A 20,995-nucleotide genomic window follows, 5' to 3' on the forward strand; every position below is an offset into this window, starting at 1 on the left:
CCTCGGCCGACCTGGACGTTTTGTCATATGAACGGGCAGTACCGGGTAGCCATGCAGGTATGTCACCGGGTGTCGTGAATGACGACCTCTTTCGCGGCGTGCTCGACGAGCTCGGCGCCGTGCTCGCGAACGTCGACGAAGAGTCGATCGACGCGGCCTGCCGGCTGATCGCCGACGCCAGAACGATCGGCGTCTACGGCTGCGGCCGGGAGGCGCTGCAGATCAAGGGTTTCGCGATGCGCCTGTTCCATCTCGGTCTGCCGGTGGCGGTGGTCGGCGACATGACCATGCCGGCGCTGGGACGCGAGGACGTCTTCCTCGCCACCTCCGGCCCCGGCGAAGCGTCCACGGTCCTGGCGCTGATGCGGACGGCGACGGCGGCGGGTGCGACGAACCTGCTGCTGACCGCCGAGCCCGAGAGCGGTGCCGCGGAGCTCGCCGACGCCGTGCTCGTGATCCCGGCGCAGACCATGGCCGGCGAGTGGCGTACATCCGTGCTGCCGATGGGGTCGGCCTATGAAGGCGCGTTGTTCGTGCTGTTCGAAGTGATGGTGCTGAAGCTCGGGGCGCTGATCGGCGCCACAGGAGAGGCGATGCGCGCCAGGCACACCAACATGGAGTGATGGGTCACTGGGCCTTGACGGTGGCGGTGCTCGTCTGGCGCATGTACGCGTCGATCAGGGCGAAGGTGGCTCCCGGCTGCTCGATCTGTGGCAGGTGGCCGGCCTCGGGGATGATCTGAAGCCGGGCGTTGCCGAAGGCGGCCGCGTACGCCGCGCCGTAGGCGGGGGTGACGATGCGGTCGCTTTCCCCCCAGAGCAGCAGGGTGGGCAGGTCGACGCGGGCCAGGCGGTGGGCGAGCTTGGGGTCGTGCATGTACGGGTCGCCGGCCAGGACGCGCATGGTGGCCATGTTGCCCTGCCGGAGGGCGAGTTGCCCGGCGGGGATGTCGGCGGGATCGACGTAGAAGCGGTCCGAGTTGTGCCAGGAGTACTCGGCGACGCCACGAGCGTCGAGAGCGAAGAAGTCTCTGGTCGGCTCGGTCTCGACATGCACTCCGACGGGGTCGATCAGGACGAGCCCGGTGATGATCCCCGCGTTGTCGCGTACGGCCATCTCGGCGGCGGTCCAGCCGCCGAGTGAGGAGCCGATGACCAGCACGTCGGACAGCTGCCGGTCGTGAAGATAGTGCAGGTAGGCGAGGGCGAGATCGTCGATGCCGGTGAACCAGCCGGGGCGGTCGGTGCCGTCCCAGCCGGGGTGCGTGGGGGCGATGGCGTGGCCGGTCTGCGCGAGATGGTCGACGAGCCCGGCGACGGTGGCCGGGCCGCCACCGCCGTGCAGGATCAGGACGGGCCGGCCGGTTCCGGCCTCGGACAGGGTGAGCGGCAGGTCCGGGTAGAGCGCGATGGTGTGGCTTGTCGTAGGCATGGCCCACACCATAACTAAACTTGTTGATATAAGCTAGTTGAGTAGCTGCTAAACTCGATTCGTGTTCGGTGAACTGCAGGTCCTTGGAAGAGCGGTCAAGCAAGCCCAATACCGGCAGCACCGGGCGCTGGACAGCCGGCTCGCCGCCATCGGCACCACGCTGGCCCAGTGGGATGCCCTGCGGGCGATCAGCCGGTCACCTGGGGCGCCGGCGCGCGCCCTGGCCTCGGCGACATTCCAGAGCGAGCAGGCGTTCGGCACACTCGCCGGCCGGCTGACGGCTCAGGGCCTGATCGAGCGCCGGCCAGGTCATGGGCGACGCATCGAGCACCATCTGACACCGGCCGGCGAGCAGATGCTCGACGCGGGGCACCGGGTCGCCGACGAGGTCCTGACCGACTGCTTTGCCCCCCTGTCGCCAGGCGACCGCGCGACCCTGCTCGATCTCCTGCAACGCCTCAACTACGGCGGAGACGCCTGACGCCGTACACCACGCGCGTGTGGTGTACGGCGCCGCCATCTCAGGTGTCGTCGCTCAGGCGAGTCGCCACTCCTGGTTGCGCTGTCCGATCAGGCAGGTCCACTGATGGACGTTGGCTCCCTCGGCCGTGCTGACGCCCGCCACGTCCAGGCACTTGCCGCTGTGGCGAGCGACGAGGGAGAAGTAGCCGTTGTCCTTCTGGACGAGCCGCCACTCCTGGTTGCGCTGCTGGTTGAGGCAGGTCCACTGGTGGACGTTGGCGCCGTCGGCCGTGCTGACGCCCGACACGTCCAGACACTTGCCGCTGTGCGTCGCACGGAGGGTGTAGTAGCCGTCGCTGGTCGCCACGAAGTTCCACTCCTGGTTGGCCTGCCCGTTGATGCAGGTCCACTGGTGGACGTTGGCCCCGTCGGCGGTGCTGACGCCCGCCACGTCGAGACACTTGCCGCTGTGACGGGCCACCAGGGTCGCCGAGAACTTGGGAAGGAGCCGCTGCGCCGCGCCGGCGGTGTCGGCGTTCGCCGCCGACGCCGCCGTGAACGGGGCAACGAGCAGAGCGGCCGCGACAGCGACTGCTTGACCAGCGTGAATGAGTGTCATCGAACCTCCTGAGACGCTCTCGAAAGATCAGCAGGTCCGTCGTAACATGAATCACTCAGCGCATCGGCGAGTCGCTATCCGTGATGATATTCGTGTCGCGTGGCGTAGATGAGCTGGTTTACGAGGCGGCGAGTGCCGCGTCCAGGTGGTCCGGGTTCGGGCCGCCTCGCAGGGGTCCACCGGGTTGATCGATCAGGTGGGTCGTCCGTTCGGCCAGATGGGTCGCCTGGGAGTCGCCCGTTCGGTGGCTACTCCCCGGTGCGTCCGTCCACCGCCTCGCGGAGGAGGTCGGCGTGGCCGTTGTGCCGCGCGTACTCCTCGACCAGATGGAACAGGATCCACCTGAGGCTGGGTACCCGGCCGTCGGCCCAGGGGCGCACGGCCAGCCGGTCCAGGCCGCCGTCAGCCAGCGCGTCCGCGACCAGGGAGCGGGAGCGGGCCACGGTGTCCTGCCAGAGCGTGAGGAGTTGCTCAGGGGTGTCCTCGGTGGCCGAGTGCCAGTCCCAGTCGATATCGGCCTCCCAGTCCACGGTGTCCCACGGGGGCTCCGGGGCGTGCCCGTACAGTCGCTGGGAGCACCACCAGCTCTCGACATAGGCCAGGTGCTTGAGCATCCCGCCGAGGGTCATCGTCGAGGCGCCGACGGTCGCGTTCAGGCCGGCCGCGTCCAGCCCGGCGCACTTCCACTCCAGGGTCGCGCGCTGGTAGTCCAGGTAGCCGAGGAGGGTGGCGGTTTCGTCGGCCGCGACCGGAGGTTCGGGGCGGCCATGCTCGTCCAGGTCAATCACGCGCGGGGAGTCTACCCACCTTCCAGGGCGGCCGTCGCCCTCGCCCCGGTGCGTTAGCGGCCGCGCGTGAGTTCCAGCACGTCGGTCAGCTGCCGTGCGGTCGGCAGGATGCGCAGCGCCTCGTCGATCTCACGTTCCGCCCACTCGCGGTGCCGCCGCTCGGCGTGCGGGTCGAGGGCGACGCGGGCCTGGACCAGCAGGAAGTTCAGGTGGGACGCGAGAAGCATGGTGAAGTCCGCCGGGCCCGTGATGCGGCCCGGACCGCCCTCGCTTATGTACGCCTCATACATGCCGCGCATGGCTTCGAGGTCGGCGGTCGAGTCGTCGCAGAACCAGTCGAACAGCGCCCGCGCCAGTTCCCGGCCCGGCATGGCCGGTCCGAGGTTGTCCCAGTCGATGACCACGAGCGCGCCGGCGGAGTCGGCGAGGACGTTCTCCGGGTGCAGGTCGCGATGGCAGACGATCAGCTCGGCGGGATCGACCGGCGAGACGGCCGCGCACAGCTCTGGGAGCGTGGCCAGCAGATCGGCGAGTCTCGCGGCCCACACCGCACCCGATGTGGCCACCTCCGCCCACTCGGGCGTGGTGGGAACGCGGTCGTACCAGCGAGCGGGCGGTCCGCCGTCCGGCTCGACCGTCGCGGCCGGGGCGCACCGGTGCAGGCGTGCGAGCAGCGCCCCGATCTCTCCCGGTGTGGCCGGTGCCGTCAGCTCGACCGGCCGCAGGTCGAGCCAGTCGTACACGCGCAGCCACGTCCCACCGGGCGGCTCAAGCAGATGGCGCCCGTCGCGGTCGGGGTGACTGGCCGGCAGCCGTACCCCTGCCTCGGCCGCCCGCCGCCCGAACGCCAGCTCCGCCTGGATCAACGCCTCCGACGGCGGCTCGGCGAAGATCTCCTTGAGCGCGTAGCGTGCCGGGCCGACGTCCAGCCGCCAGATCTGCCCCAGCGCGCCCCGCGGCCCTGCGGACACCACAACGTCCTCACCCCACCCGAACGCCTCCCGTACGTGGGCGACCAGCTCATGGACCATGATCAGACTCCTGAGGACAGGAAGGACGACACGACCAGACTCCTGGAGACAGCAGGACGAACGGCGGACGGCGGACGGCGAACGGCGGGTGGCGGGTGGCGGACGGCGGGTGGACGCGGCGACAATCTGGGCGACACTGCTGCTCCCGCCGCCGACGCCACGGATGCTGCTGCCGTGCCTGACGCCGCCACTGCCGACGACACCACCGCCGCGGACGCCGCCGAGATTCACACAACTGAGTATGGGCGATACGAGTGGTGGGACGCCTGCCGATTTATCCGTCGCGACAGCGGAAGTTGACACCAGTTAGATAGCTTGGTTGCCATTCGGAAACAGCGTCCTAGCGGCCGTGGATTTGCCACTATCGTGGCGTTTCATGATGCGCGTCCTGGTCCCCGCCCGCCTGCGCAAAGCCGTGCGCACGTGGTTCGATTCCCGCTACATCTCCATCGGCGATCACCGTCAGGACATCAGGGACGCTCTCTGGGAGGTCCAGACCCTGCGCCGGGAGATGGCGAGCCTGCAGGACGAGGTCGAGCGTCTACGAAACGCCAGACCCGCCACCACCACCCCCACCAGCGCCCCCACGGACAAAGCCCGGCTCGACGACACGCACCGCCTGGCTCAGGAGACGGCCAAGGCGCTGGACGGCGTGCTCCAGAACGAGGTCCTCCTCTGGCAGGCGATCGACGACCTCAAGTCACGGACGTCAGATTCCGGGGAGGGCGTACGAGCCTCCAGGTCCGGCGACGGCACGCAAACGCCGGGCCCGCGTGACGGCGCGGAGGTGTCGAGTTCGGGGGATGGTGCTCAGGCGTCGGGTCCGCGTGAGGCTGCGCGGACGGAGGATTCGTCATGCGCGTGAGCTGGTCGGGAGGCGAGCTGACGTTCCGGCTCGGGGCCGACGACGAGATCACCGGCAGAGCTGCCGACGAGCACCCGGTCAAGCTGGCCACCAACTCCTGCACCATCGCCGGGGTGCCCGGAGACGCGCACCCCGACCTCTTCGCCGTCGCCGCGTGGACCGTGGTGGCGCCGTGGACGCGTAAGGAGATCGTGTTCGACCGGGCCATCTCCCCTGAAGTGGCCGCCGCGCTGCACGACGGGTGGGGGATCGAGGCCGGGCCGGTTGGCGCGGAGGCCCGGCGTACCGGGACGAACCTGGCGATCTCCTACAGCGGTGGCGCGGACTCCGTGGCGGCGGCGACCATCTATCCCGAGGCGCCGTTCGTGCACTTCCGGCGTGTGCCGCACCCCCGCGTGCCGAACCGGTGGCCGCACTACCGCTCCGACGTCCTTGCCAGGCTGGCCAGGCGCACCGGACGGGAACTCACCGTGGTGGACTCCGACCTGGAATTCACGTTGTCCGAGCCCCGGCCCGGATACCCGGAACACCACGCGGTCGCGGCAGGGGCGTTATTGCTCGCCGACCAGATGGATCTCGGTGGACTGGCGTTCGGGTATGAACTGGGTTCACGGTGGCTCGGCGGGGATCGCTATCTTCTGCGTTACACGCCCGACAACCTGATGTGGGCGCCGCACGGGGCGTGGGGGCGGTTGTTCGCGGCGGCGGGCGTACACATCGTGCTTCCCGTGGGCGGCGTGAGTGAAGCGGTCACCATGCGGCTGGCGCTGAACTCGGAGCTCAAGGAGCACGTCCGATGGTGCCTGCAGGGCACCGACGGTCCGTGTCGCAGATGTGGCAAGTGCCTGTACAAGGAGCTCATTCAGGCCGCCGTCGAACGGCGGCCGCTCGACACGCCCTTCACCGCCGATGACCCCCGGGTGCGCAAGTGGCTCCAGCCTCCGCCGTACGGGGGACAGGAGATGGTCGAGTACGGCCTGGCGAGGGTGCCCGGCATCGAGGACACGCTGTTCGGGAAGGCGCTCGACTATTTCGACGCCACGGAGGAGTCGACGAGCTGGCTCGACCATTGCTACCCGCCGGCGCTCGACGAGATCCCGGCCCAGTGGCGTGAGCAGGCGACCGGGTTCATGACGTCCAAGGTCGGGCTCATGACCGAGGCCGAGGTCCGCCGGGTGGAGACATGGGGTATGTGACGCTCTCACGCCCTGTTCGATCCCTCTTGCTCGACCCGCCGATGGCCGACCCGCCGATGGCCGATACGGCTTCGGCCTATCGGCCTTCGGTCGATTCCCCGGCGGTCGATCGGTCTTCGGTCGGTTCTCCTTCGGCCGATCTGTCGTTGGTCGATACGATTTCGGCCGATCTGCTGTTGATCGATTCGGTTTCGGCGGATCCGCCTATGGTCGATACGCCGTTGGTCGATGTCGGGTGCGCAGGTGAGGGAGTGGGACTGTGAAGGTGTACTTGTCGGTCGACATGGAGGGCGTGACCGGGCTCACCGACCCTGAGGAGATGCACGCGGGCAAGCGGGGCTATGAGCGGGGCTGCGAGCTCATGACCGCCGATGCCAACGCCGCCGTCGAGGGGGCGTTCGCGGCCGGGGCGACCACGGTGCTGGTGAACGACGCTCACGGGTCCACCAAGAATCTGCGGATCGACCTGCTGGACCCGCGCGCCACCCTCATCCGGGGGCCGGGTAAGGCACAGCGGATGGCGCAGGGGGTTGACGGGTCGTTCCAGGCCGCGTGTTTCGTGGGGTACCACGCCCGCGCGGGGGTGACGAACGGTGTGCTCAACCACACCTGGATGGGCAAGGAGATCCAGAACGTCTACCTCAACGGCGAGGTGTGCGGTGAGACGCGGCTGGTGGCGGCGTGTGCGGGGTTCCACGGTGTTCCGGTGGTGCTGGTGACCGGTGACGAGGCCGTCGGTGAAGAGGCGCGCGAGTTGCTCGGCGATGTGGAGACGGTGGCGGTCAAGAAGGGGATCGACAAGTTCTCGGCCGAACTGCTGCCGCCGAGCGTTGCCCAGGCTCGGATTCGTGAGGCGACGGCTAGGGCGTTGGGGCGGTTGAGCGACTTCACGCCTTACCGGGTGGCTGCGCCGTACACGCTGGGGGTGGAGTGGAACTCCACCGCCATCGCGGCCGCCGTCGGACTTGTTCCCGGCGTGAAGGCGGTGGGATCGCGTCACACCGAGTTCACTACCGATGACTTCGCACAGATCATGGCGCTGTTCGGTATCTTCGCCACGATCGGTGGTCAGATCTCCTGTGGCAGCGGCCCCTACGGTTGAACGCCACAAAGAGCAGACGCCCGCCGGCTGGTGAATGGCAGGTCAGCGCATACGGGTTGGTGAATGGCCGGTCGGCGCATGCGGGCCGGTGAGGAGCAGGTCGGCGTACGCAGGCGGGTGATGAGCCGGTCGGCAACGCAGGCGGGTGAAGAGCAGGTCAGCGCACGCAGGCCAACGGAATGGCAGGCCCGCATAGTTGGGAGCGAGTGGCATGGAGGGCGCGGCGCTGACCCGGCGGGGGTTACTCGTCGGTATCGGGGCGGTGGGTGGTGCGGGAGCCATGTACGCCGCCATGGGCGCGCTGGGTCTGGCGCCGTCCCAGCAGGACAAGGACTTCGCCGCGCCCCAGCAGGGCGACTTCTCGCTGCGCGGCAAGGCGGCCGCCAAAGTGGTGATCATCGGGGCGGGGGTCGCCGGGCTGACCGCCGCGTACGAGCTGGGCAAGGCCGGCTACGACTGCACGCTGCTGGAGGCCAAGGACCGGGCCGGCGGCCGGAACCTCACGCTGCGTGGCGGCGATCGGCTCACCGAGCTCAACGGTCCCGCGCAGGAGGTGAAGTTCGGCGAGGGCGTCTACTTCAACGCGGGCCCGGGGCGGATCGCGCCGTGGATGGTCACCCTGGACTACTGCCGTGAGCTGGGCATCCCGATCGAGACGTTCATCAACACCAATGGTCAGGCGCTCGTCCACACCAACGGGCAGACAATCCGGGCAAGGGCCGCGCGTGCGGATATGTACGGGTATGTGGCGGAGCTGCTGGCTAAAGCGACGAATGTTGGGGCGCTCGACAAGAAGGTCGGTAAGGACGATCAGGAACGACTGCTGGAGTTTCTGCGCAGGTTCGGCGATCTGGGGCCCAAGCTCGATTACGAAGGCTCCGACCGCCGGGGTTTCGTGAAATATCCGGCGCTGGACGGCGGCACCCCCATCGCGGCCCCCGGCACCCTGCACGCGGTCCTCGCCGCCGGCACCGGCCGTTCCATCACCAACGACTTCGGCTACGAGCAGTCGACCCCCATGCTGCAGCCCGTCGGCGGCATGGACGCCATCGTCGTCAAGCTCACCGAGGCGGTCGGCGCGGACCGGATCAGGACCGGCGTCAAGGTCACCAAGATCACCAACCTGGCCGACGGCGTCGAGGTGACCTGGGACGGCGGCTCTCTCAAGGCCGACTACTGCATCGCCACCCTGCCGCCCCACCTGCTCGCGAAGATCCCGCACAACCTCGGCGCCCCCGTCACGGCCGCGCTCAAGACGCCCATCCCGGTGGCAAGCGGCAAGATCGGCCTGGAGTACGGCCGGCGCTGGTGGGAGCTGGAAGACCGCATCTACGGCGGCGTGACCGAGACAGACCTGGACATCACCCACATCTGGTACCCGTCGGCGGGCTTCCACGCCCAGCGCGGCGTGCTCGTCGGCTACTACAACACCGACCAGAACGCCGAGCTCTACGGCGCCCTCACCCCGGATGACCGCAGACGCCGCGCCCTCACCCAGGGCAGGAAGATCCACGGCGACAAGTACGGCAAGGACCTTCTCTCCAGCGTCTCCATCGCCTGGGACCGCCAGGAGCACATCCAGGGCGGCTGGGTACGCTGGCCCGCCTTTGATTCGTCCTTCACTCTTCTGCAACGCCCCAGCGGAAGGGTTTACTTCGCGGGCGACTGGCTCACCCATCTGATCGCGTGGCAGGCGGGCTCCATGGAGTCGGCCCGTGGCGCCGTCACCCAGCTGCACCAACGGGTGCTGCAGTCACCGTGACGTCGCGCGCTGCTCAGGTGACCGGCGTAAGGTCCTGAGTGAGCGATCGAGGAGATGGGATGACGTTGGACTGGGTGCCCGCGACCGACCGGACCGACCTGCTGGCCGATCCGGTGGCCCTTGCCGTGCAGGGGCTGGCGGGCGTCGAAGTGGCCGAGATCGACCCCGAGCTGGCCGATACGGCGGCGTTCTGCGAGCGCTACGGGGTGACGCTCGACGAGTCGGCCAACTGCGTGGTCGTCGCGGCCAAGCGCGGCGGCGAGACGCGCTATGCGGCGTGCATGGTGCTCGCGACGATGCGGGTCGACGTCAACGGCGTCGTACGCAGGTATCTCGACGCGCGCAAGGCGAGCTTCGCCCCGATGGCGGAGGCGGTCGAGCTCACCGGGATGGAATACGGCGGCATCACCCCGCTCGGCCTGCCCGCCGACTGGCCGATCCTGGTGGACACGAAGGTCGCCGAGCACAGCAGGGTAGTGATCGGAAGCGGGGTTCGGCGGTCGAAGTTGGCCGTCTCCGGGGCCGCGCTCGCCGGGTTGAAGGGGGCGGAGACCCTTCCCCTGGCCAACTGAAGCCAGAAACTGAAGCCAATTCGAGACCGTTGAATGGGAAACCGATGGGCCCCTTCGGGACGTTGTACGAGTGGGAATGTGGCCTCATGGTTCATCTCGTGGGCGGGGATTAAGCCGGTATGGTGCTTCATGCCATGAACGATGACCGACTCGGCCCTTACCGGCTGCTCAGGCGGCTCGGCGAAGGCGGGATGGGCGTTGTCCACCTCGCTGTCGACCCGCAGGGTAGGCAGGTGGCGGTCAAGGTCCTGCGCGCGGAGGTCGCCGGCGACGAGGTCGCCAGGCGGCGTCTGTCGCGTGAAGTCGAGACCATGCGCCGCGCGCGCAGCAAATACATCGCCGAGGTGATCGACGCCGATGTGACGGGTCATCGGCCCTACATCGTCACGCGTTACGTCGCCGGGCGGCCACTCGACGAGATCGTCAAGGACGACGGTCCGCTCGACCTGCCCGCGCTGGTCAAGATCGCGCACGGGGTCGCGACCGCGCTGGCCGCCGTGCACGCGGTCGGCGTGATCCACCGCGACCTCAAGCCGGGCAACGTGCTGATCATCGACGGCGAGCCGGTCCTGATCGACTTCGGCATCGCCCAGGCGGTCGACGCGACCAGGCTGACGCAGACGGGGATGTTCATCGGCACGCCCGGATACCTCGCCCCCGAGATCATCGAGGGTCAGGAGGCCGGGCCCGAGGTCGACATCCACGCCTGGGCGGGCACGCTGCTGTACGCGGGCACCGGCCAGCCGCCCTTCGGCAAGGGCACGCTGGAGATGATCTTCTACAACATCACCGCGGGCAAGGCCGACGTGAGTGCGGCCCCGAAGGAGCTGCAGCCGCTGCTCAAGGCGGCCTTCCAGCGCAACCCCGCCAAGCGGCCCAAGGCGGCCGAGCTGGCCGAGCAGACTGCCAGGATGCTGCCCAGGCCGCCGGGCAACGAGCGCGACGAGATCTCGACCGTGCCCCGGTCCGACCGCTCCAACCCGTCGCTCGAGCTGCCGACGCCGCAGCCGCTGGCCGACAAGCCCTCGTACGACATCTCGACGCCGCCCATGACGCCGCGCCGGCTCGTCGACGGCCAGCTGCGCCAGCAGCCCCCGCACCCGGGCCAGCCGCACCAGGGGTCCGGCCCGAACTGGCAGCCCCAGGGTCAGCCGCCCCAGCCGCCGCCGCAGGAGCAGCAGTACGTCTCGCTGCTCCCCGAGCAGCAAGGCGACCCCTATCCGACCCGCCGGGTGACCCCGGAAGAGCTGCGCAAAATGCAGCGCGAGGCCAACCCGCAGCCGTGGCAGGTCTCCGGGCAGGGCAACAATCAGCAGGGCAACAATCAGCCGAGCAACAGCCACACGCCGTCGCCGGCCGACGCCGACGTGCCCACCCGGCGCGTACGCCCCGACCCGCCCGACGTCCCCACCCGCCGGGTACGCCCCGAAGCGCCCGACTACGGGCGAGGCAACCCGGTCCAACCGCCGCCCTACATCCCGGTCCAGGGCCAGTTCCCGCACGATCCGCAGGCGCAGCCCTACCTGCCGCACGAGGCGCAGACCAGGAGAGACGCCTATGGGCAGCAGCCCGACCTGCGGACCAAGCGCGAGCCGTTCATCCCGGCGGCCCGCCCTGGGCAGGTGCTGCAGCGGTCCCGGGCCTACGGCCTGGCGAGCGCGATGCTGCTGATCGTGATGATCATGGTGGCCGTGGTGGCGCCCGTGCTGGTGGGCCTGCTGGTGATCCCGGTCGTGGTGCTGCTCCGCGCGGCCGACCTGGCCCAGCCGGAGCTCGTCGCGCGCAGGTCCACCGGGTCGGCGGCGCTGGACGTGGTGCGCGTCTTCGCCTTCCCCAAAAAACTGGCCAAGTCGGTGGGGATCACGTTCGCGCTGTTCTTCTACGCCCTTATCCTGGGGCTACCGGTGACGCTGCTGCTCACCGTGTTCGTCAAGATGAACCCCTACAACGCCTTGGCCTGGGGCGCGGCGATCGCCCTGTGGACCGTCTGCGCGGGCCCCGGAGTGGAGGGGCCTGGAAGGCAGATGCGCAGAACCCTCTCATCGCTCGTACCCTCGAGAACAGCGGCGATGGTGATGGTGGGAGTTCTCGCGGCGGGGGCCGCGCTCTCCCTGATCCTCGCTTACAGCTCGTTCGACAACGCGAGGAGGGCCGTATGGGCTCCGCTGAACGTCGGACCTGTGGTGACCCAGCTCAACGGACTGAAGGGGAGCACAGGGGGATGACGCCGGGACGGTGGCGATGAGCACGCAGGCGCCGGAGCGGCTCGGCCCCTACCGGCTGGTCAGGAAGATCGGCGAAGGCGGCATGGGCGTGGTCCACCTGGGCCTCGACACCGAGGGCCGCGAGGTCGCCATCAAGGTCCTGCACCCGCATGTCGCGGCCGACCTGAAGGCCCGTGACCGGCTGACGCGCGAGGTCGAGACCATGCGCCGGGTGCGCAGCCCGCACGTGGCCGAGGTGCTCGACGCCGAGCTCGTCGGCGGCCAGCCGTACGTCGTGACCCGCTTCGCCCCCGGCCGCACACTCGAGGAGACGGTGCTGGCGGAGGGCGCGCTGGAGGCGCGCGAGGTCATCAGGCTGGCCCAGGGCCTGTGCCAGGCGCTGGTGGCCATCCACGCCGCCGAGGTGATCCACCGCGACTTCAAGCCGTCCAACGTGATGCTGGTCAACGGCGATCCGCTGGTCATCGACTTCGGCATCGCGCACCTGGTCAACGCGACCCGGCTGACGCAGACGGGCATGTTCGTCGGCACGCCCGGCTACCTGGCGCCCGAGATCATCCGCGACTCGGAGATCACCCAGGCGGCCGACGTGCACGCGCTGGCCTCCACGGTGTTCTTCGCCGCGACGGGCGCGCCACCGTTCGGCACGGGCACGTTCGAGGCGGTCTGCTTCAACATCATGGAAGGGCGCGCGCAGATCGACAAGGCGCCCGCCTGGCTGCGCGGCTGGCTGAGCCGCGCGCTGCGGGTCGAGCCCAGTGCCCGGCCCGGCGCCCAGGAGCTCCTGCGGATGGCCAGGGCGCTGGACCCGTCGGTGACCTCCTTCCACGAGACGTCCGCCGACGGGCCGACCGGGACCAAGCGGATGGGCAACCGGACGCGGGTCATGGAGAACTACTCCGACCTGCTGCCGCCGGTCGCGTACGGCACCCCGCCCGCGCCCGCGCGCGAGGAGAAGCCGCCGCGCGAGGAGCGGCCGCCGCCCTACGTCCCGGCGCCGATGCCGGAGCGGCACCCGGCCCCGCGCGTCGACCAGCGGGTCGCGGGCTACCCGGCGCCGCCGACACACCCGCCCGCCTACCGCCCGGCCACCCAGGCGGGTCAGCAGCGGCCGGTCGCGCCGCCCCCGTACACACCGCCGGCCGAGCGCAAGCGCTACCTGGTCGGCAGCCAGTTCGTCGGCCTCCTGCTGCTGGTCACGCTGACCGCGCTGGCCGTCGTGCTGCCCGTCGCGGTGAGCGCGGTGGCGGTCGCGCTGGCGTTGGTGCTGCGGGTGGGCGAATACCTCTTCGGCGACATGGTCAAGCGCCGGCAGGTGCGGGGGAGCAGCGCGGCCGATCCGCTGCTCGTCCTGGTCGGCACGCCGTGGGCGCTGGTCAAGGCCGCGCTCGTGACGCTGGTCCACGTGCCGCTGGCGCTGATGTTCGGCGTCTGTGTCTGGGGCGTGCTGCGCTGGGGTGGCGGGATGAGCGTCAACGCCGCCGCCGCGTACGGCGCGGGCGCCTTCACGGCCGGGCTGTTCGTGCTGCCGGGCGGCGGCGCGCCGCGCAAGGCGGTCACGCGCTCGCTCACCGGCATCCTGCGCACTCCCGGCGCGGCCCTGGTCGCCGCACTGATCGTCGGTACGGCCGCGATGTTCGCGGTGATGTTCGCGATGGGCCAGGCCCCGACGTGGGCGCCCTGGAGGGCTCCGGAGACCGTGATCAACGAGCTGACCAGCGACGCGCGGCGGAGCACGATGGGCTTGATCACCGGTCTGATCAACGATCTGCTCGACGGCGTGGGGATGGGGTTCCTGTCACCCTGGTCGTAAGTGTCTTGGCCCGCTCCGGGGGGAGAAAAGGGGTATGAGTGAGCGGCTGGGCCCGTATCAGTTACTCTCCCGGCTCGGGGCGGGCGGGTTCGGTGAGGTGCACCTGGCGCTCGACCCCGAGGGTCGTACGGTGGCGGTCAAGGTCCTGCACCCGCACGTGACGGCCGGCAGCGGCGCGCTGACCCGGCTGGCGCGCGAGGTGGAGACGATGCGGTTAGTGGGCGGGCCGCACGTGGCCGAGGTGCTGGACGCCTCGCTCGACGTCGACAAGCCCTATCTGGTGACCCGTTACGTCCAGGGCAGGCCGCTCAGCGCGGTCCCCACGCCGGTGGCCGAGCTCCGGCAGCTGGCCGCCGGACTGGCCGACGCGTTGCTGGCCATGCACGAGGCGGGCGTCGTGCATCGGGATCTGAAACCGGCCAACGTGATGATGGCCGAAGGTGAGCCGGTGGTCATCGACTTCGGCATCGCCAGCGCGCTCGACTCCCTCTCGGTCACGGCCTCGGGGGCCGTGGTGGGCACGCCCGGCTATCTGGCGCCCGAGGTGCTGGAGGGCAAGGAGTCGGGGATGGCGGCCGACGTGTTCTCGTTCGGGGCCACGCTGGCCTACGCGGCCACGGGGCGGCAGCCGTACGGGCAGGGACCGGCCTCGGCGGTCGCCTACCGCGTCGTGCACCACGACGCCGACCTGGAGGGGGTCCCCGACTGGCTGAGCCCGCTGCTGCGCGAGTGCCTGGCCACCGACCCGCTCGCGCGGCCGACGGCCGCGCAGATCTGCGCCAGGCTCGGCGTCGAGGCCGTCCATTACGCCATCCGCCCGCCCGCCACGGCCCTGCGCCCCCGGCCCGGTGAGGCGCACGACCTGGAGACCCGGGAGTGGCGGCCGGGCCAGGAGCGGGGCCGTCCGTCGGTCGAGGAGTCCAGGGCCAGGCATCGAGAGAAGGTACGCAGGCGCTGGCTGATCGGCTCCGGGCTGTTCGTGGCGCTGCTGGCCGCCGCCGCGCGGGAGCCGCTGCCGGAGGTGACGCTGTTCCTGCTGGCCGCGTACGCGCTGGTGGCGGTGGCCGACGCGGGGGTGGCGCTGTTCAGGCGCGGCCGCTTCCGGATGAGCCGGATCATCTTCGATTTCGCCGGGATGCTCGGCGCCGCGGGGCTCTGCCTGGGGCTGAGCACGGTCTTCAGTACGTTCACACTCGCACTGTTCGCCGGTACGGCGCTGGTGGTCGGAGTCGTCTTCCTGATGTCGGCCTGAACTCAGGCAACGGAATAAAGTTCGGTAGGGTGGTGAGTGCTTTGTCGTAAGCCTTGCTTGCTTGCGCCTAAGCTACTCATGGGTAACATGGCCGCGAGAGCACCCGCTGTCACGGCCCCCATGGGACACCTGGCAGTCTGTCAGCAAGCATCAGGCGCCGAGCGTCGGCGCACGCGAACACGGGAGGTCGGCCACCGGCCATGAACATCGTCGTCTGCGTGAAGCAGGTCCCCGACACGGCGACCGAGCGCAAGCTCCGGTCCGATGACAAGACGCTCGACCGTGACGCCGTCGACGGCGTGGTGAACGAGCTTGACGAGTATGCGGTCGAGGAGGCCCTGAAGCTCAAGGAAGCCCACGGCGGTGAGGTGACCGTTCTCACCATGGGACCGGGCCGGGCCACCGAGACCATCCGCAAGGCCCTGGCCATGGGCGCGGACAAGGCCGTCCACCTGACGGATGACGCGCTGCACGGCTCCGACGCCCTGTCGACCTCCTATGCGATGGCACAGGTGCTCAAGAAGATCGGTTTCGACCTGGTCATCCTGGGCTCGGAGTCCACCGACGCGCGTACGGGCGTGCTGGCCGCGATGTTGGCCGAGCGTCTGGGCACGCCCCAGCTCACCCTCGCCAAGAAGGTCGACATCGAGGGCTCCGAGATCGTGATCCAGCGGATCACCGACTACGGGTTCGACAAGGTCGCGGCCCAGTTGCCCGCCGTCGTGTCCGTGGTGGAGAAGATCAACGACCCCCGCTACCCGTCCTTCAAGGGCATCATGGCGGCCAAGAAGAAGCCGGTGGAGACGCTGGCCATCGCCGACGCGGAGATCGCGGCCGACCAGGTCGGCCTGGACGCGGCCTGGTCCGAGGTCGTCGAGTTCGCCGCGGCCCCGCCGCGCGCGGCCGGCACGATCGTCAAGGACGAGGGCGACGGAGGCTCGAAGGCCGCCGACTTCCTCGCGTCCAAGAAGTTCATCTGAGCACGGGAGAGACAGCTGATATGTCGGAGATTCTCGTTCTCGTCGAGCACGTCGACGGCGAGGTCAAGAAGGTCACACTCGAACTGCTGACCCTGGCCCGCTCGCTCGGCACACCGGCCGCCGTCTGGGCCGGACCCGGCATCACCGACGCGGCCAAGGCCAGGCTCGCCGAATACGGTGCCGAGAAGATCTACGTCGCCGGAGCCGACGAGATCGTCGACTACGTCGTCGCGCCCAAGGCCGAGCTGCTCGCCCAGCTCGTGGCCGACAAGTCGCCCGCCGCCGTGCTGGTGGCCGCCACGACCGAGGGCAAGGAGGTCGCCGGCCGGCTCGCGGTCAAGACCGACTCGGGCGTCATCACTGACGCCGTGGGCCTCGGCGAGGGCTTCGTGGCCGACCAGTCCATCTTCGGCGGCGGCGTCAACGTCCGCTCGAAGGTGCGCAAGGGCACGCCGATCGTCGCCGTACGCCCCAACTCGACGGCCCCCGAGGCCGCCGCGGGCGCGGGCACCGAGGAGCAGGTGTCGGTCACCCTGACCGAGTCCGCCAAGGCCGCCCGTGTCCTGGAGCGCGTGAAGCAGGAGAAGGGCGCGCGCCCCGAGCTGACCGAGGCCGCGATCGTGGTCTCCGGCGGCCGCGGCGTCGGCTCGGCCGAGAACTTCTCGGTCATCGAGGGCCTGGCCGACGCCCTGGGCGCGGCCGTGGGCGCCTCCCGCGCCGCCACCGACGCGGGCTGGTACCCCCACCAGTTCCAGGTGGGCCAGACGGGCAAGACGGTGTCGCCGCAGCTGTACATCGCGGCCGGCATCTCCGGCGCGATCCAGCACCGGGCCGGGATGCAGACCGCGAAGACCATCGTCGCGATCAACAAGGACCCGGAGGCGCCGATCTTCGAGCTCGCCGACTACGGCGTCGTGGGCGACCTGCACCAGGTGGTGCCGCAGCTCACCGAAGAGGTCTCCAAGCGCAAGTAGCGCTTGCTGGGGCCGGAGTCACTGGTCGATGGCGGGGAGCAGGACCTGGAAGGCCGCTCCCCGCCCCGGCGCGGAGCGGACCTCCACGCGTCCCCCGTGGGCGGCGACGATGGAGCGCACGATGGCCAGGCCGAGTCCCGCCCCTCCCGTGGACCGGGTCCTGGAGCCGTCGGCGCGGTAGAAGCGGTCGAAGACGCGGGCCGACTCCTCGGCGCTGAGCCCCGGCCCCTCGTCCTCGATGACCAGCACCGCCTGGTCGCCGAGGGTGCCGACGCCGATCCTGACCGGGGAGCCGGCCGGGGTGTGGGTGACGGCGTTGCCGACGAGGTTGCTGACCACCTGCCGCAGCCGGGCCTCGTCGCCCAGCACGGGGGCGCTGGCCGCGGGGCCGCCGGCGGGGCCGGTGAACGCGATCGGCCTGGACGGGTCCAGCGCGGCGAAGTCGTGCCGCGCGTCGGCGGCCAGCGTACGCAGGTCCATGGGCGTGAGGTCGAGCCCCGCGGTCGTGGGTTCATCAAGGAAGGCGAGCAGCAGCAGGTCGTCCACCAGCCGCGCCAGACGCCCGGACTCGCTCTCGATGTGGGCCAGCGCCGCGTCGGCGTCCGTGCCGCCCATGCGATACAGCTCCGAGAACCCCTTGATGCCGAACAGCGGGGTACGCAGCTCGTGGCTGACGTCGGCGACGAACCCGCGCATACGGGCCTCGGACTCGGCGCGGGCGGCGAACCCCTGCTCGATCTGGGCGAGCATGCCGTTCAGCGCGTGCGCGAGCCGCCCGACCTCCGTCCCCGGCATGGCCAGGTACGGTACGCGCCGGGTCAGATCGCCGCCCGCGATGGCCGCCGCGGTCTCCTCCACCCGCCGCAGCGGCGCGAGCCCGGCCCGGATCGCCACGCCGCCGACGAGAGCGAGTAAGGCCAGCAGCACCGAACCCGCGATGAGACAGACGACCCGCACCCGGTCGATCGTGGCGTCCATGCCGTCGAGCGACAGTGCGACGACGACACTGGCGTGAGCGGAGCCGTCCCGTCCGGCCTTGGGCAGCGCCACAGCCCGCCATGCCGTGTCATTGGCGCCGCTCACGGTGAACGGCCGCTTCGCGCGGGTGGCGACGGTCGCGGAGTCCAGCCGGGGCAGTTCGGGGCGTCCCCCGGTGGTCAGCTCCCGCAGGAGCGTGCCGTTGGCGGACAGGTAGGCCGCGTACCCCCGCTCGTCGGGGCCGGACGGCGACCCGCCCGGCGCCAGGGGGGTGTTCGCCGCGCCCTGTCGCAGCCGGACGGCCAGGTCGGGCGGGATCATGGACAGGGCGCTGCCCATGGGTTCCAGCTTCGCGTCGATCCTGCTCAGCAGCTGGGATTCCAGCTGCTGCACGACCACCGAACTGATCACCACCAGCCCGACGAACAGCAGCGCCACCGTGATGGCCAGCAGCCTGAGCCGCAGGGACAGGCGCCTGATCATCGCTTGGGCCTGCGCAGCACGTATCCGACGCCGTGCACGGTGTGGATCAGCTTCGTCTCACCGGTGTCGATCTTGCGGCGCAGGTAACTGACGTAGGTGTCGACGATGCTGGAGTCCCCGGCGAAGTCGTAGCGCCAGACGTGTTCGAGGATCTGCGCCTTGGACAGCACCCGCCCGGCGTTGAGCACGAGATGGAGCAGCAGCCTGAACTCCGTCGGAGACAGCCGTACGGCCTGACCCGCCCTGGTCACCTGGTGGCCCTCGGGATCGACCTCCAGGTCGGCCACGCGCAGCGTGTCGTTGCCGGGAGCCGCGCCCGTGCGCCGGAGTATGGCGCTGATGCGGGCCAGGAGCTCCTCCAGGTCGAACGGCTTGGTCACATAGTCGTCGCCGCCCAGCCGCAGCCCGTTGATCTTGTCTGCCGTGGCGTCGCGGGCCGTCAGGAACAGCACCGGCACGGGTCCCGGCCGGCCGTCGCCCCGGGGCAGCAGCCTGAGTCGGCGGATGACCTCGAAGCCGTCCAGGTCGGGCAGCATGACGTCGAGCAGCACCAGGTCGGGCGGGTCGGCTCGGGCCGACTCCAGCGCCTGGACACCGCTCTCGGCCGAGCTCACGGTGAAGCCGGCGAAGCGCAGGGTCGCCGAGAGCAGTTCCCTGACGGTGGGTTCGTCGTCGACCACGAGCAGCCGTTCGCCGTCACCCAACTGCTTTCCTCCCTGTCCTGACCGCTTTCGAGCGTACGAGCGGATCAGAGATCGCGGGCCTCGAACCGTACGAACGCGACACCCAGCATGACCGCCGTGAACCCGACGAGAATCCCGAACCCGCCCCAGGGGGACAGACCGGCGTGCACCTGTCCAGAGGCGGCCGCGAAGGCCGCCACGTTCGGCCAGTAGACGCCCAGGAGCTCGCGCAGCCAGCCAGGAGAGGACCCGGCGAAGATCGGGATCAGCAGGAAGGCGGTGCTGACGTTCACGGCGGCGGCCGTGGCCCGCATCAGGAAGCCGAGTGCCAGCCCGAAGAGCGCCAGCAGCGTGAGCACGAGCGGGCCGAGCGTCAGGACGCGGACGAGGGCGGCGTCGCCGAACCAGACGGCCGGCGCCCCGCGAGCCGAAAGCGTCGCCATGCAGGTCAGGACCATCAGCCACACGGCCGCCACGCTCACCGGAAGTGCGGCCAGCACGGTCATCCCGGCCTTGACGGTCAGCAGCCGTCGCCGGCCCACGGCCGCGGCGCTCGCGCGGATCGTGCCCGAGCCGTACTCGGACGAGGCCACCAGCGCGCCCAGCCCCGCGACCAGCAACTGCACGATGAACAGGCCCCGGGTGGCCGAGGTCATCGGGTCGAAGTCCAGCCGGTCCTGTACCGAGGCGGCGGCGTACTGGTTGGCGCTCGCGGTGCCGAACAGCCAGCCGAACATCGTCGAGATCGCGACGATCGCCACGGAGAGGACCGTCGTGGAGCGGATGGTGGCGAACTTGGTCCATTCGGCGCGCAGCACACCCGCGGCGGTCATCGGGGCACTCCGTACTCGACGCTGTCACGGGTGAGCTCCATGAAGGCCTCCTCCAGGCTGGTACGGCGTGGGGCGAGCTCGAACAGGGGCACGGCCTCGGTGGCGGCCAGCCGCCCGATGTCGGGCGCGGTCAGGCCGGTCACGATCAGCTCGCCGTCGAGGCCCGCCCGCACCCGGGCTCCGGCCAGCAGCAGCAGCCGGGTGAACATCACGGCCTCAGGTGTACGGACGAGCACCCCCTCGCCGGTGTCGGTGAACGTGGCGGTGTCCGCGTCGGCGATGAGCTTGCCCTTGCCGATGACCACCAGCCGGTCGGCCGTCAGCGCCATCTCGCCCATCAGGTGGCTGGAGACCAGCACCGTGCGCCCTTCGGCGGCCAGGCCGCGCATCAGCGTGCGGATCCACAGGACCCCCTCGGGGTCCAGCCCGTTCACCGGCTCGTCGAACAGCAGCACCGGCGGGTCGCCGAGCAGGGCGGCGGCGATGCCGAGCCGCTGGCTCATGCCCAGGGAGAACGTCCCCGCCTTCCTCTTGGCCGCGTCCCGGAGCCCGACCAGGTCGAGCACCTCGGCGACGCGCCGGTCATGGATCCCGTTGGTCTGGGCAAGGTAGCGCAGGTGGTTGTAGGCGCTGCGGTGCGGATGCACGGCCTGCGCCTCCAGCAGTGCCCCCACCTCCCGCAGCGGCTGGGACAGGTCGCGGTAGGCGCGCCCGTTGACCGTCACCGAACCCGCCGTGGGCAGGTCGAGGCCGACGATCATCCGCATGGTGGTGGACTTGCCCGCGCCGTTCGGGCCGAGGAAGCCGGTGACCAGGCCGGGGCGTACGGTGAAGGTCAGGTCGTCCACGGCGAGCACCTCGCCGTAGCGTTTCGTCAGTCCGTTGAGCTGGATCATGCGGCCAGCGTCGTACGCCCAGATGGAGGGCTTCTGGGGAGATCTGTGAG

The 20,995-nt window shown here is 70.2% G+C and carries 21 protein-coding genes; 13 read left to right on the plus strand and 8 right to left on the minus strand.

The features are described from left to right. The first annotated feature begins 74 nt into the window (after window positions 1-74). Window positions 75-623 carry an SIS domain-containing protein gene (locus tag AB0C30_RS28485; protein WP_357950076.1) on the plus strand — a complete coding sequence of 183 codons (549 nt, stop codon included), beginning with the start codon at window positions 75-77 and terminating at the stop codon, window positions 621-623. 4 nt (window positions 624-627) lie between these two features. Here the strand turns inward: AB0C30_RS28485 and AB0C30_RS28490 are convergent, their stop codons facing one another. Continuing rightward, a complete protein-coding gene (locus AB0C30_RS28490; protein WP_357950079.1) occupies window positions 628-1,431 on the minus strand; it encodes an alpha/beta hydrolase in 804 nt (267 codons plus the stop codon). Between the two features lie 61 nt (window positions 1,432-1,492). On the opposite strand from AB0C30_RS28490, the gene AB0C30_RS28495 reads away from it, so the two are divergent. Then, the gene (locus AB0C30_RS28495; RefSeq protein ID WP_357950082.1) at window positions 1,493-1,912 is read left to right on the plus strand and encodes a MarR family winged helix-turn-helix transcriptional regulator; all 420 of its coding nucleotides are present in this window, start codon (window positions 1,493-1,495) and stop codon (window positions 1,910-1,912) included. 54 nt (window positions 1,913-1,966) lie between these two features. Here the strand turns inward: AB0C30_RS28495 and AB0C30_RS28500 are convergent, their stop codons facing one another. The 3 genes from AB0C30_RS28500 to AB0C30_RS28510 form a co-directional block, all read right to left on the minus strand. Then, window positions 1,967-2,512 carry an RICIN domain-containing protein gene (locus AB0C30_RS28500; protein ID WP_357950084.1) on the minus strand — a complete coding sequence of 182 codons (546 nt, stop codon included), beginning with the start codon at window positions 2,510-2,512 and terminating at the stop codon, window positions 1,967-1,969. A gap of 248 nt (window positions 2,513-2,760) precedes the next feature. Continuing rightward, window positions 2,761-3,300, minus strand: a complete 540-nt coding sequence (locus AB0C30_RS28505) for a DinB family protein (RefSeq protein WP_357950087.1) — start codon at window positions 3,298-3,300, stop codon at window positions 2,761-2,763. Between the two features lie 53 nt (window positions 3,301-3,353). Next, on the minus strand, window positions 3,354-4,331 hold the full coding sequence (locus AB0C30_RS28510; protein WP_357950090.1) for a phosphotransferase: 978 nt from the start codon (window positions 4,329-4,331) through the stop codon (window positions 3,354-3,356). A gap of 376 nt (window positions 4,332-4,707) precedes the next feature. Here AB0C30_RS28510 and AB0C30_RS28515 point away from each other — a divergent pair, with 376 nt between their 5' ends. The 11 genes from AB0C30_RS28515 to AB0C30_RS28565 all read left to right on the plus strand — a co-directional run bounded on the left by AB0C30_RS28515 (window position 4,708) and on the right by AB0C30_RS28565 (window position 17,072). Continuing rightward, a complete protein-coding gene (locus AB0C30_RS28515) occupies window positions 4,708-5,196 on the plus strand; it encodes a hypothetical protein (protein WP_357950093.1) in 489 nt (162 codons plus the stop codon). Then, a complete protein-coding gene (locus tag AB0C30_RS28520) occupies window positions 5,187-6,392 on the plus strand; it encodes a DUF6395 domain-containing protein (protein ID WP_357950096.1) in 1,206 nt (401 codons plus the stop codon). Before AB0C30_RS28515 ends, AB0C30_RS28520 begins: the two co-directional genes overlap by 10 nt. Next, window positions 6,380-6,655, plus strand: a complete 276-nt coding sequence (locus tag AB0C30_RS28525) for a hypothetical protein (protein ID WP_357950099.1) — start codon at window positions 6,380-6,382, stop codon at window positions 6,653-6,655. Before AB0C30_RS28520 ends, AB0C30_RS28525 begins: the two co-directional genes overlap by 13 nt. Beyond that, window positions 6,652-7,494 (plus strand): M55 family metallopeptidase, encoded by an 843-nt coding sequence (locus AB0C30_RS28530; protein WP_357950102.1) that lies wholly within the window; start codon window positions 6,652-6,654, stop codon window positions 7,492-7,494. The genes AB0C30_RS28525 and AB0C30_RS28530 overlap by 4 nt, the downstream gene beginning before the upstream one ends. 211 nt (window positions 7,495-7,705) lie before the next feature. Then, window positions 7,706-9,256 carry an FAD-dependent oxidoreductase gene (locus tag AB0C30_RS28535; RefSeq protein WP_357950104.1) on the plus strand — a complete coding sequence of 517 codons (1,551 nt, stop codon included), beginning with the start codon at window positions 7,706-7,708 and terminating at the stop codon, window positions 9,254-9,256. Window positions 9,257-9,315: 59 nt separating this feature from the next. Continuing rightward, window positions 9,316-9,828, plus strand: a complete 513-nt coding sequence (locus AB0C30_RS28540) for a YbaK/EbsC family protein (protein WP_357950107.1) — start codon at window positions 9,316-9,318, stop codon at window positions 9,826-9,828. A 134-nt stretch (window positions 9,829-9,962) separates the two neighbouring features. Beyond that, a complete protein-coding gene (locus AB0C30_RS28545; protein ID WP_357950110.1) occupies window positions 9,963-12,053 on the plus strand; it encodes a protein kinase in 2,091 nt (696 codons plus the stop codon). 16 nt (window positions 12,054-12,069) lie between these two features. Then, window positions 12,070-13,866: a serine/threonine-protein kinase gene (locus AB0C30_RS28550; protein WP_357950112.1), complete on the plus strand. Its 1,797-nt coding sequence runs from the start codon at window positions 12,070-12,072 to the stop codon at window positions 13,864-13,866. Window positions 13,867-13,900: 34 nt separating this feature from the next. Then, window positions 13,901-15,118, plus strand: coding sequence for a serine/threonine-protein kinase (locus AB0C30_RS28555; RefSeq protein ID WP_357950114.1), 1,218 nt, complete (start codon window positions 13,901-13,903; stop codon window positions 15,116-15,118). 200 nt (window positions 15,119-15,318) lie between these two features. After that, window positions 15,319-16,098 carry an electron transfer flavoprotein subunit beta/FixA family protein gene (locus AB0C30_RS28560; protein WP_357950116.1) on the plus strand — a complete coding sequence of 260 codons (780 nt, stop codon included), beginning with the start codon at window positions 15,319-15,321 and terminating at the stop codon, window positions 16,096-16,098. A 20-nt stretch (window positions 16,099-16,118) separates the two neighbouring features. After that, window positions 16,119-17,072 carry an electron transfer flavoprotein subunit alpha/FixB family protein gene (locus AB0C30_RS28565; RefSeq protein WP_357950117.1) on the plus strand — a complete coding sequence of 318 codons (954 nt, stop codon included), beginning with the start codon at window positions 16,119-16,121 and terminating at the stop codon, window positions 17,070-17,072. Between the two features lie 18 nt (window positions 17,073-17,090). Here the strand turns inward: AB0C30_RS28565 and AB0C30_RS28570 are convergent, their stop codons facing one another. Genes AB0C30_RS28570 through AB0C30_RS28585 form a run of 4 tightly spaced genes read right to left on the minus strand, consistent with a single transcriptional unit; the run spans window position 17,091 to window position 20,945 of the window. Then, window positions 17,091-18,533 (minus strand): HAMP domain-containing sensor histidine kinase, encoded by a 1,443-nt coding sequence (locus AB0C30_RS28570; protein ID WP_357950120.1) that lies wholly within the window; start codon window positions 18,531-18,533, stop codon window positions 17,091-17,093. Continuing rightward, a complete protein-coding gene (locus AB0C30_RS28575; RefSeq protein ID WP_357950122.1) occupies window positions 18,530-19,237 on the minus strand; it encodes a response regulator transcription factor in 708 nt (235 codons plus the stop codon). Before AB0C30_RS28575 ends, AB0C30_RS28570 begins: the two co-directional genes overlap by 4 nt. Before the next feature lie 44 nt (window positions 19,238-19,281). Then, a complete protein-coding gene (locus AB0C30_RS28580; protein WP_357950124.1) occupies window positions 19,282-20,049 on the minus strand; it encodes a hypothetical protein in 768 nt (255 codons plus the stop codon). After that, window positions 20,046-20,945: an ABC transporter ATP-binding protein gene (locus tag AB0C30_RS28585; protein WP_357950127.1), complete on the minus strand. Its 900-nt coding sequence runs from the start codon at window positions 20,943-20,945 to the stop codon at window positions 20,046-20,048. The genes AB0C30_RS28580 and AB0C30_RS28585 overlap by 4 nt, the downstream gene beginning before the upstream one ends. Window positions 20,946-20,995: the final 50 nt, after the last annotated feature.

The organism is Nonomuraea sp. NPDC048901 (genome assembly GCF_040649695.1).
Lineage (GTDB): Bacteria > Actinomycetota > Actinomycetes > Streptosporangiales > Streptosporangiaceae > Nonomuraea.

Excerpts from the sequence above, each read along its gene's own strand:
- AB0C30_RS28490 (WP_357950079.1), bottom strand. The coding sequence starts at position 1,431 with ATGCCTACGACAAGCCACACCATCGCGCTCTACCCGGACCTGCCGCTC.
- AB0C30_RS28545 (WP_357950110.1), top strand. The coding sequence starts at position 9,963 with ATGAACGATGACCGACTCGGCCCTTACCGGCTGCTCAGGCGGCTCGGC.
- AB0C30_RS28570 (WP_357950120.1), bottom strand. The coding sequence starts at position 18,533 with ATGATCAGGCGCCTGTCCCTGCGGCTCAGGCTGCTGGCCATCACGGTG.
- AB0C30_RS28525 (WP_357950099.1), top strand. The coding sequence starts at position 6,380 with ATGGGGTATGTGACGCTCTCACGCCCTGTTCGATCCCTCTTGCTCGAC.
- AB0C30_RS28520 (WP_357950096.1), top strand. The coding sequence starts at position 5,187 with ATGCGCGTGAGCTGGTCGGGAGGCGAGCTGACGTTCCGGCTCGGGGCC.
- AB0C30_RS28540 (WP_357950107.1), top strand. The coding sequence starts at position 9,316 with ATGACGTTGGACTGGGTGCCCGCGACCGACCGGACCGACCTGCTGGCC.
- AB0C30_RS28565 (WP_357950117.1), top strand. The coding sequence starts at position 16,119 with ATGTCGGAGATTCTCGTTCTCGTCGAGCACGTCGACGGCGAGGTCAAG.
- AB0C30_RS28560 (WP_357950116.1), top strand. The coding sequence starts at position 15,319 with ATGAACATCGTCGTCTGCGTGAAGCAGGTCCCCGACACGGCGACCGAG.
- AB0C30_RS28500 (WP_357950084.1), bottom strand. The coding sequence starts at position 2,512 with ATGACACTCATTCACGCTGGTCAAGCAGTCGCTGTCGCGGCCGCTCTG.
- AB0C30_RS28515 (WP_357950093.1), top strand. The coding sequence starts at position 4,708 with ATGATGCGCGTCCTGGTCCCCGCCCGCCTGCGCAAAGCCGTGCGCACG.
- AB0C30_RS28550 (WP_357950112.1), top strand. The coding sequence starts at position 12,070 with ATGAGCACGCAGGCGCCGGAGCGGCTCGGCCCCTACCGGCTGGTCAGG.
- AB0C30_RS28535 (WP_357950104.1), top strand. The coding sequence starts at position 7,706 with ATGGAGGGCGCGGCGCTGACCCGGCGGGGGTTACTCGTCGGTATCGGG.
- AB0C30_RS28580 (WP_357950124.1), bottom strand. The coding sequence starts at position 20,049 with ATGACCGCCGCGGGTGTGCTGCGCGCCGAATGGACCAAGTTCGCCACC.
- AB0C30_RS28510 (WP_357950090.1), bottom strand. The coding sequence starts at position 4,331 with ATGGTCCATGAGCTGGTCGCCCACGTACGGGAGGCGTTCGGGTGGGGT.
- AB0C30_RS28555 (WP_357950114.1), top strand. The coding sequence starts at position 13,901 with ATGAGTGAGCGGCTGGGCCCGTATCAGTTACTCTCCCGGCTCGGGGCG.
- AB0C30_RS28585 (WP_357950127.1), bottom strand. The coding sequence starts at position 20,945 with ATGATCCAGCTCAACGGACTGACGAAACGCTACGGCGAGGTGCTCGCC.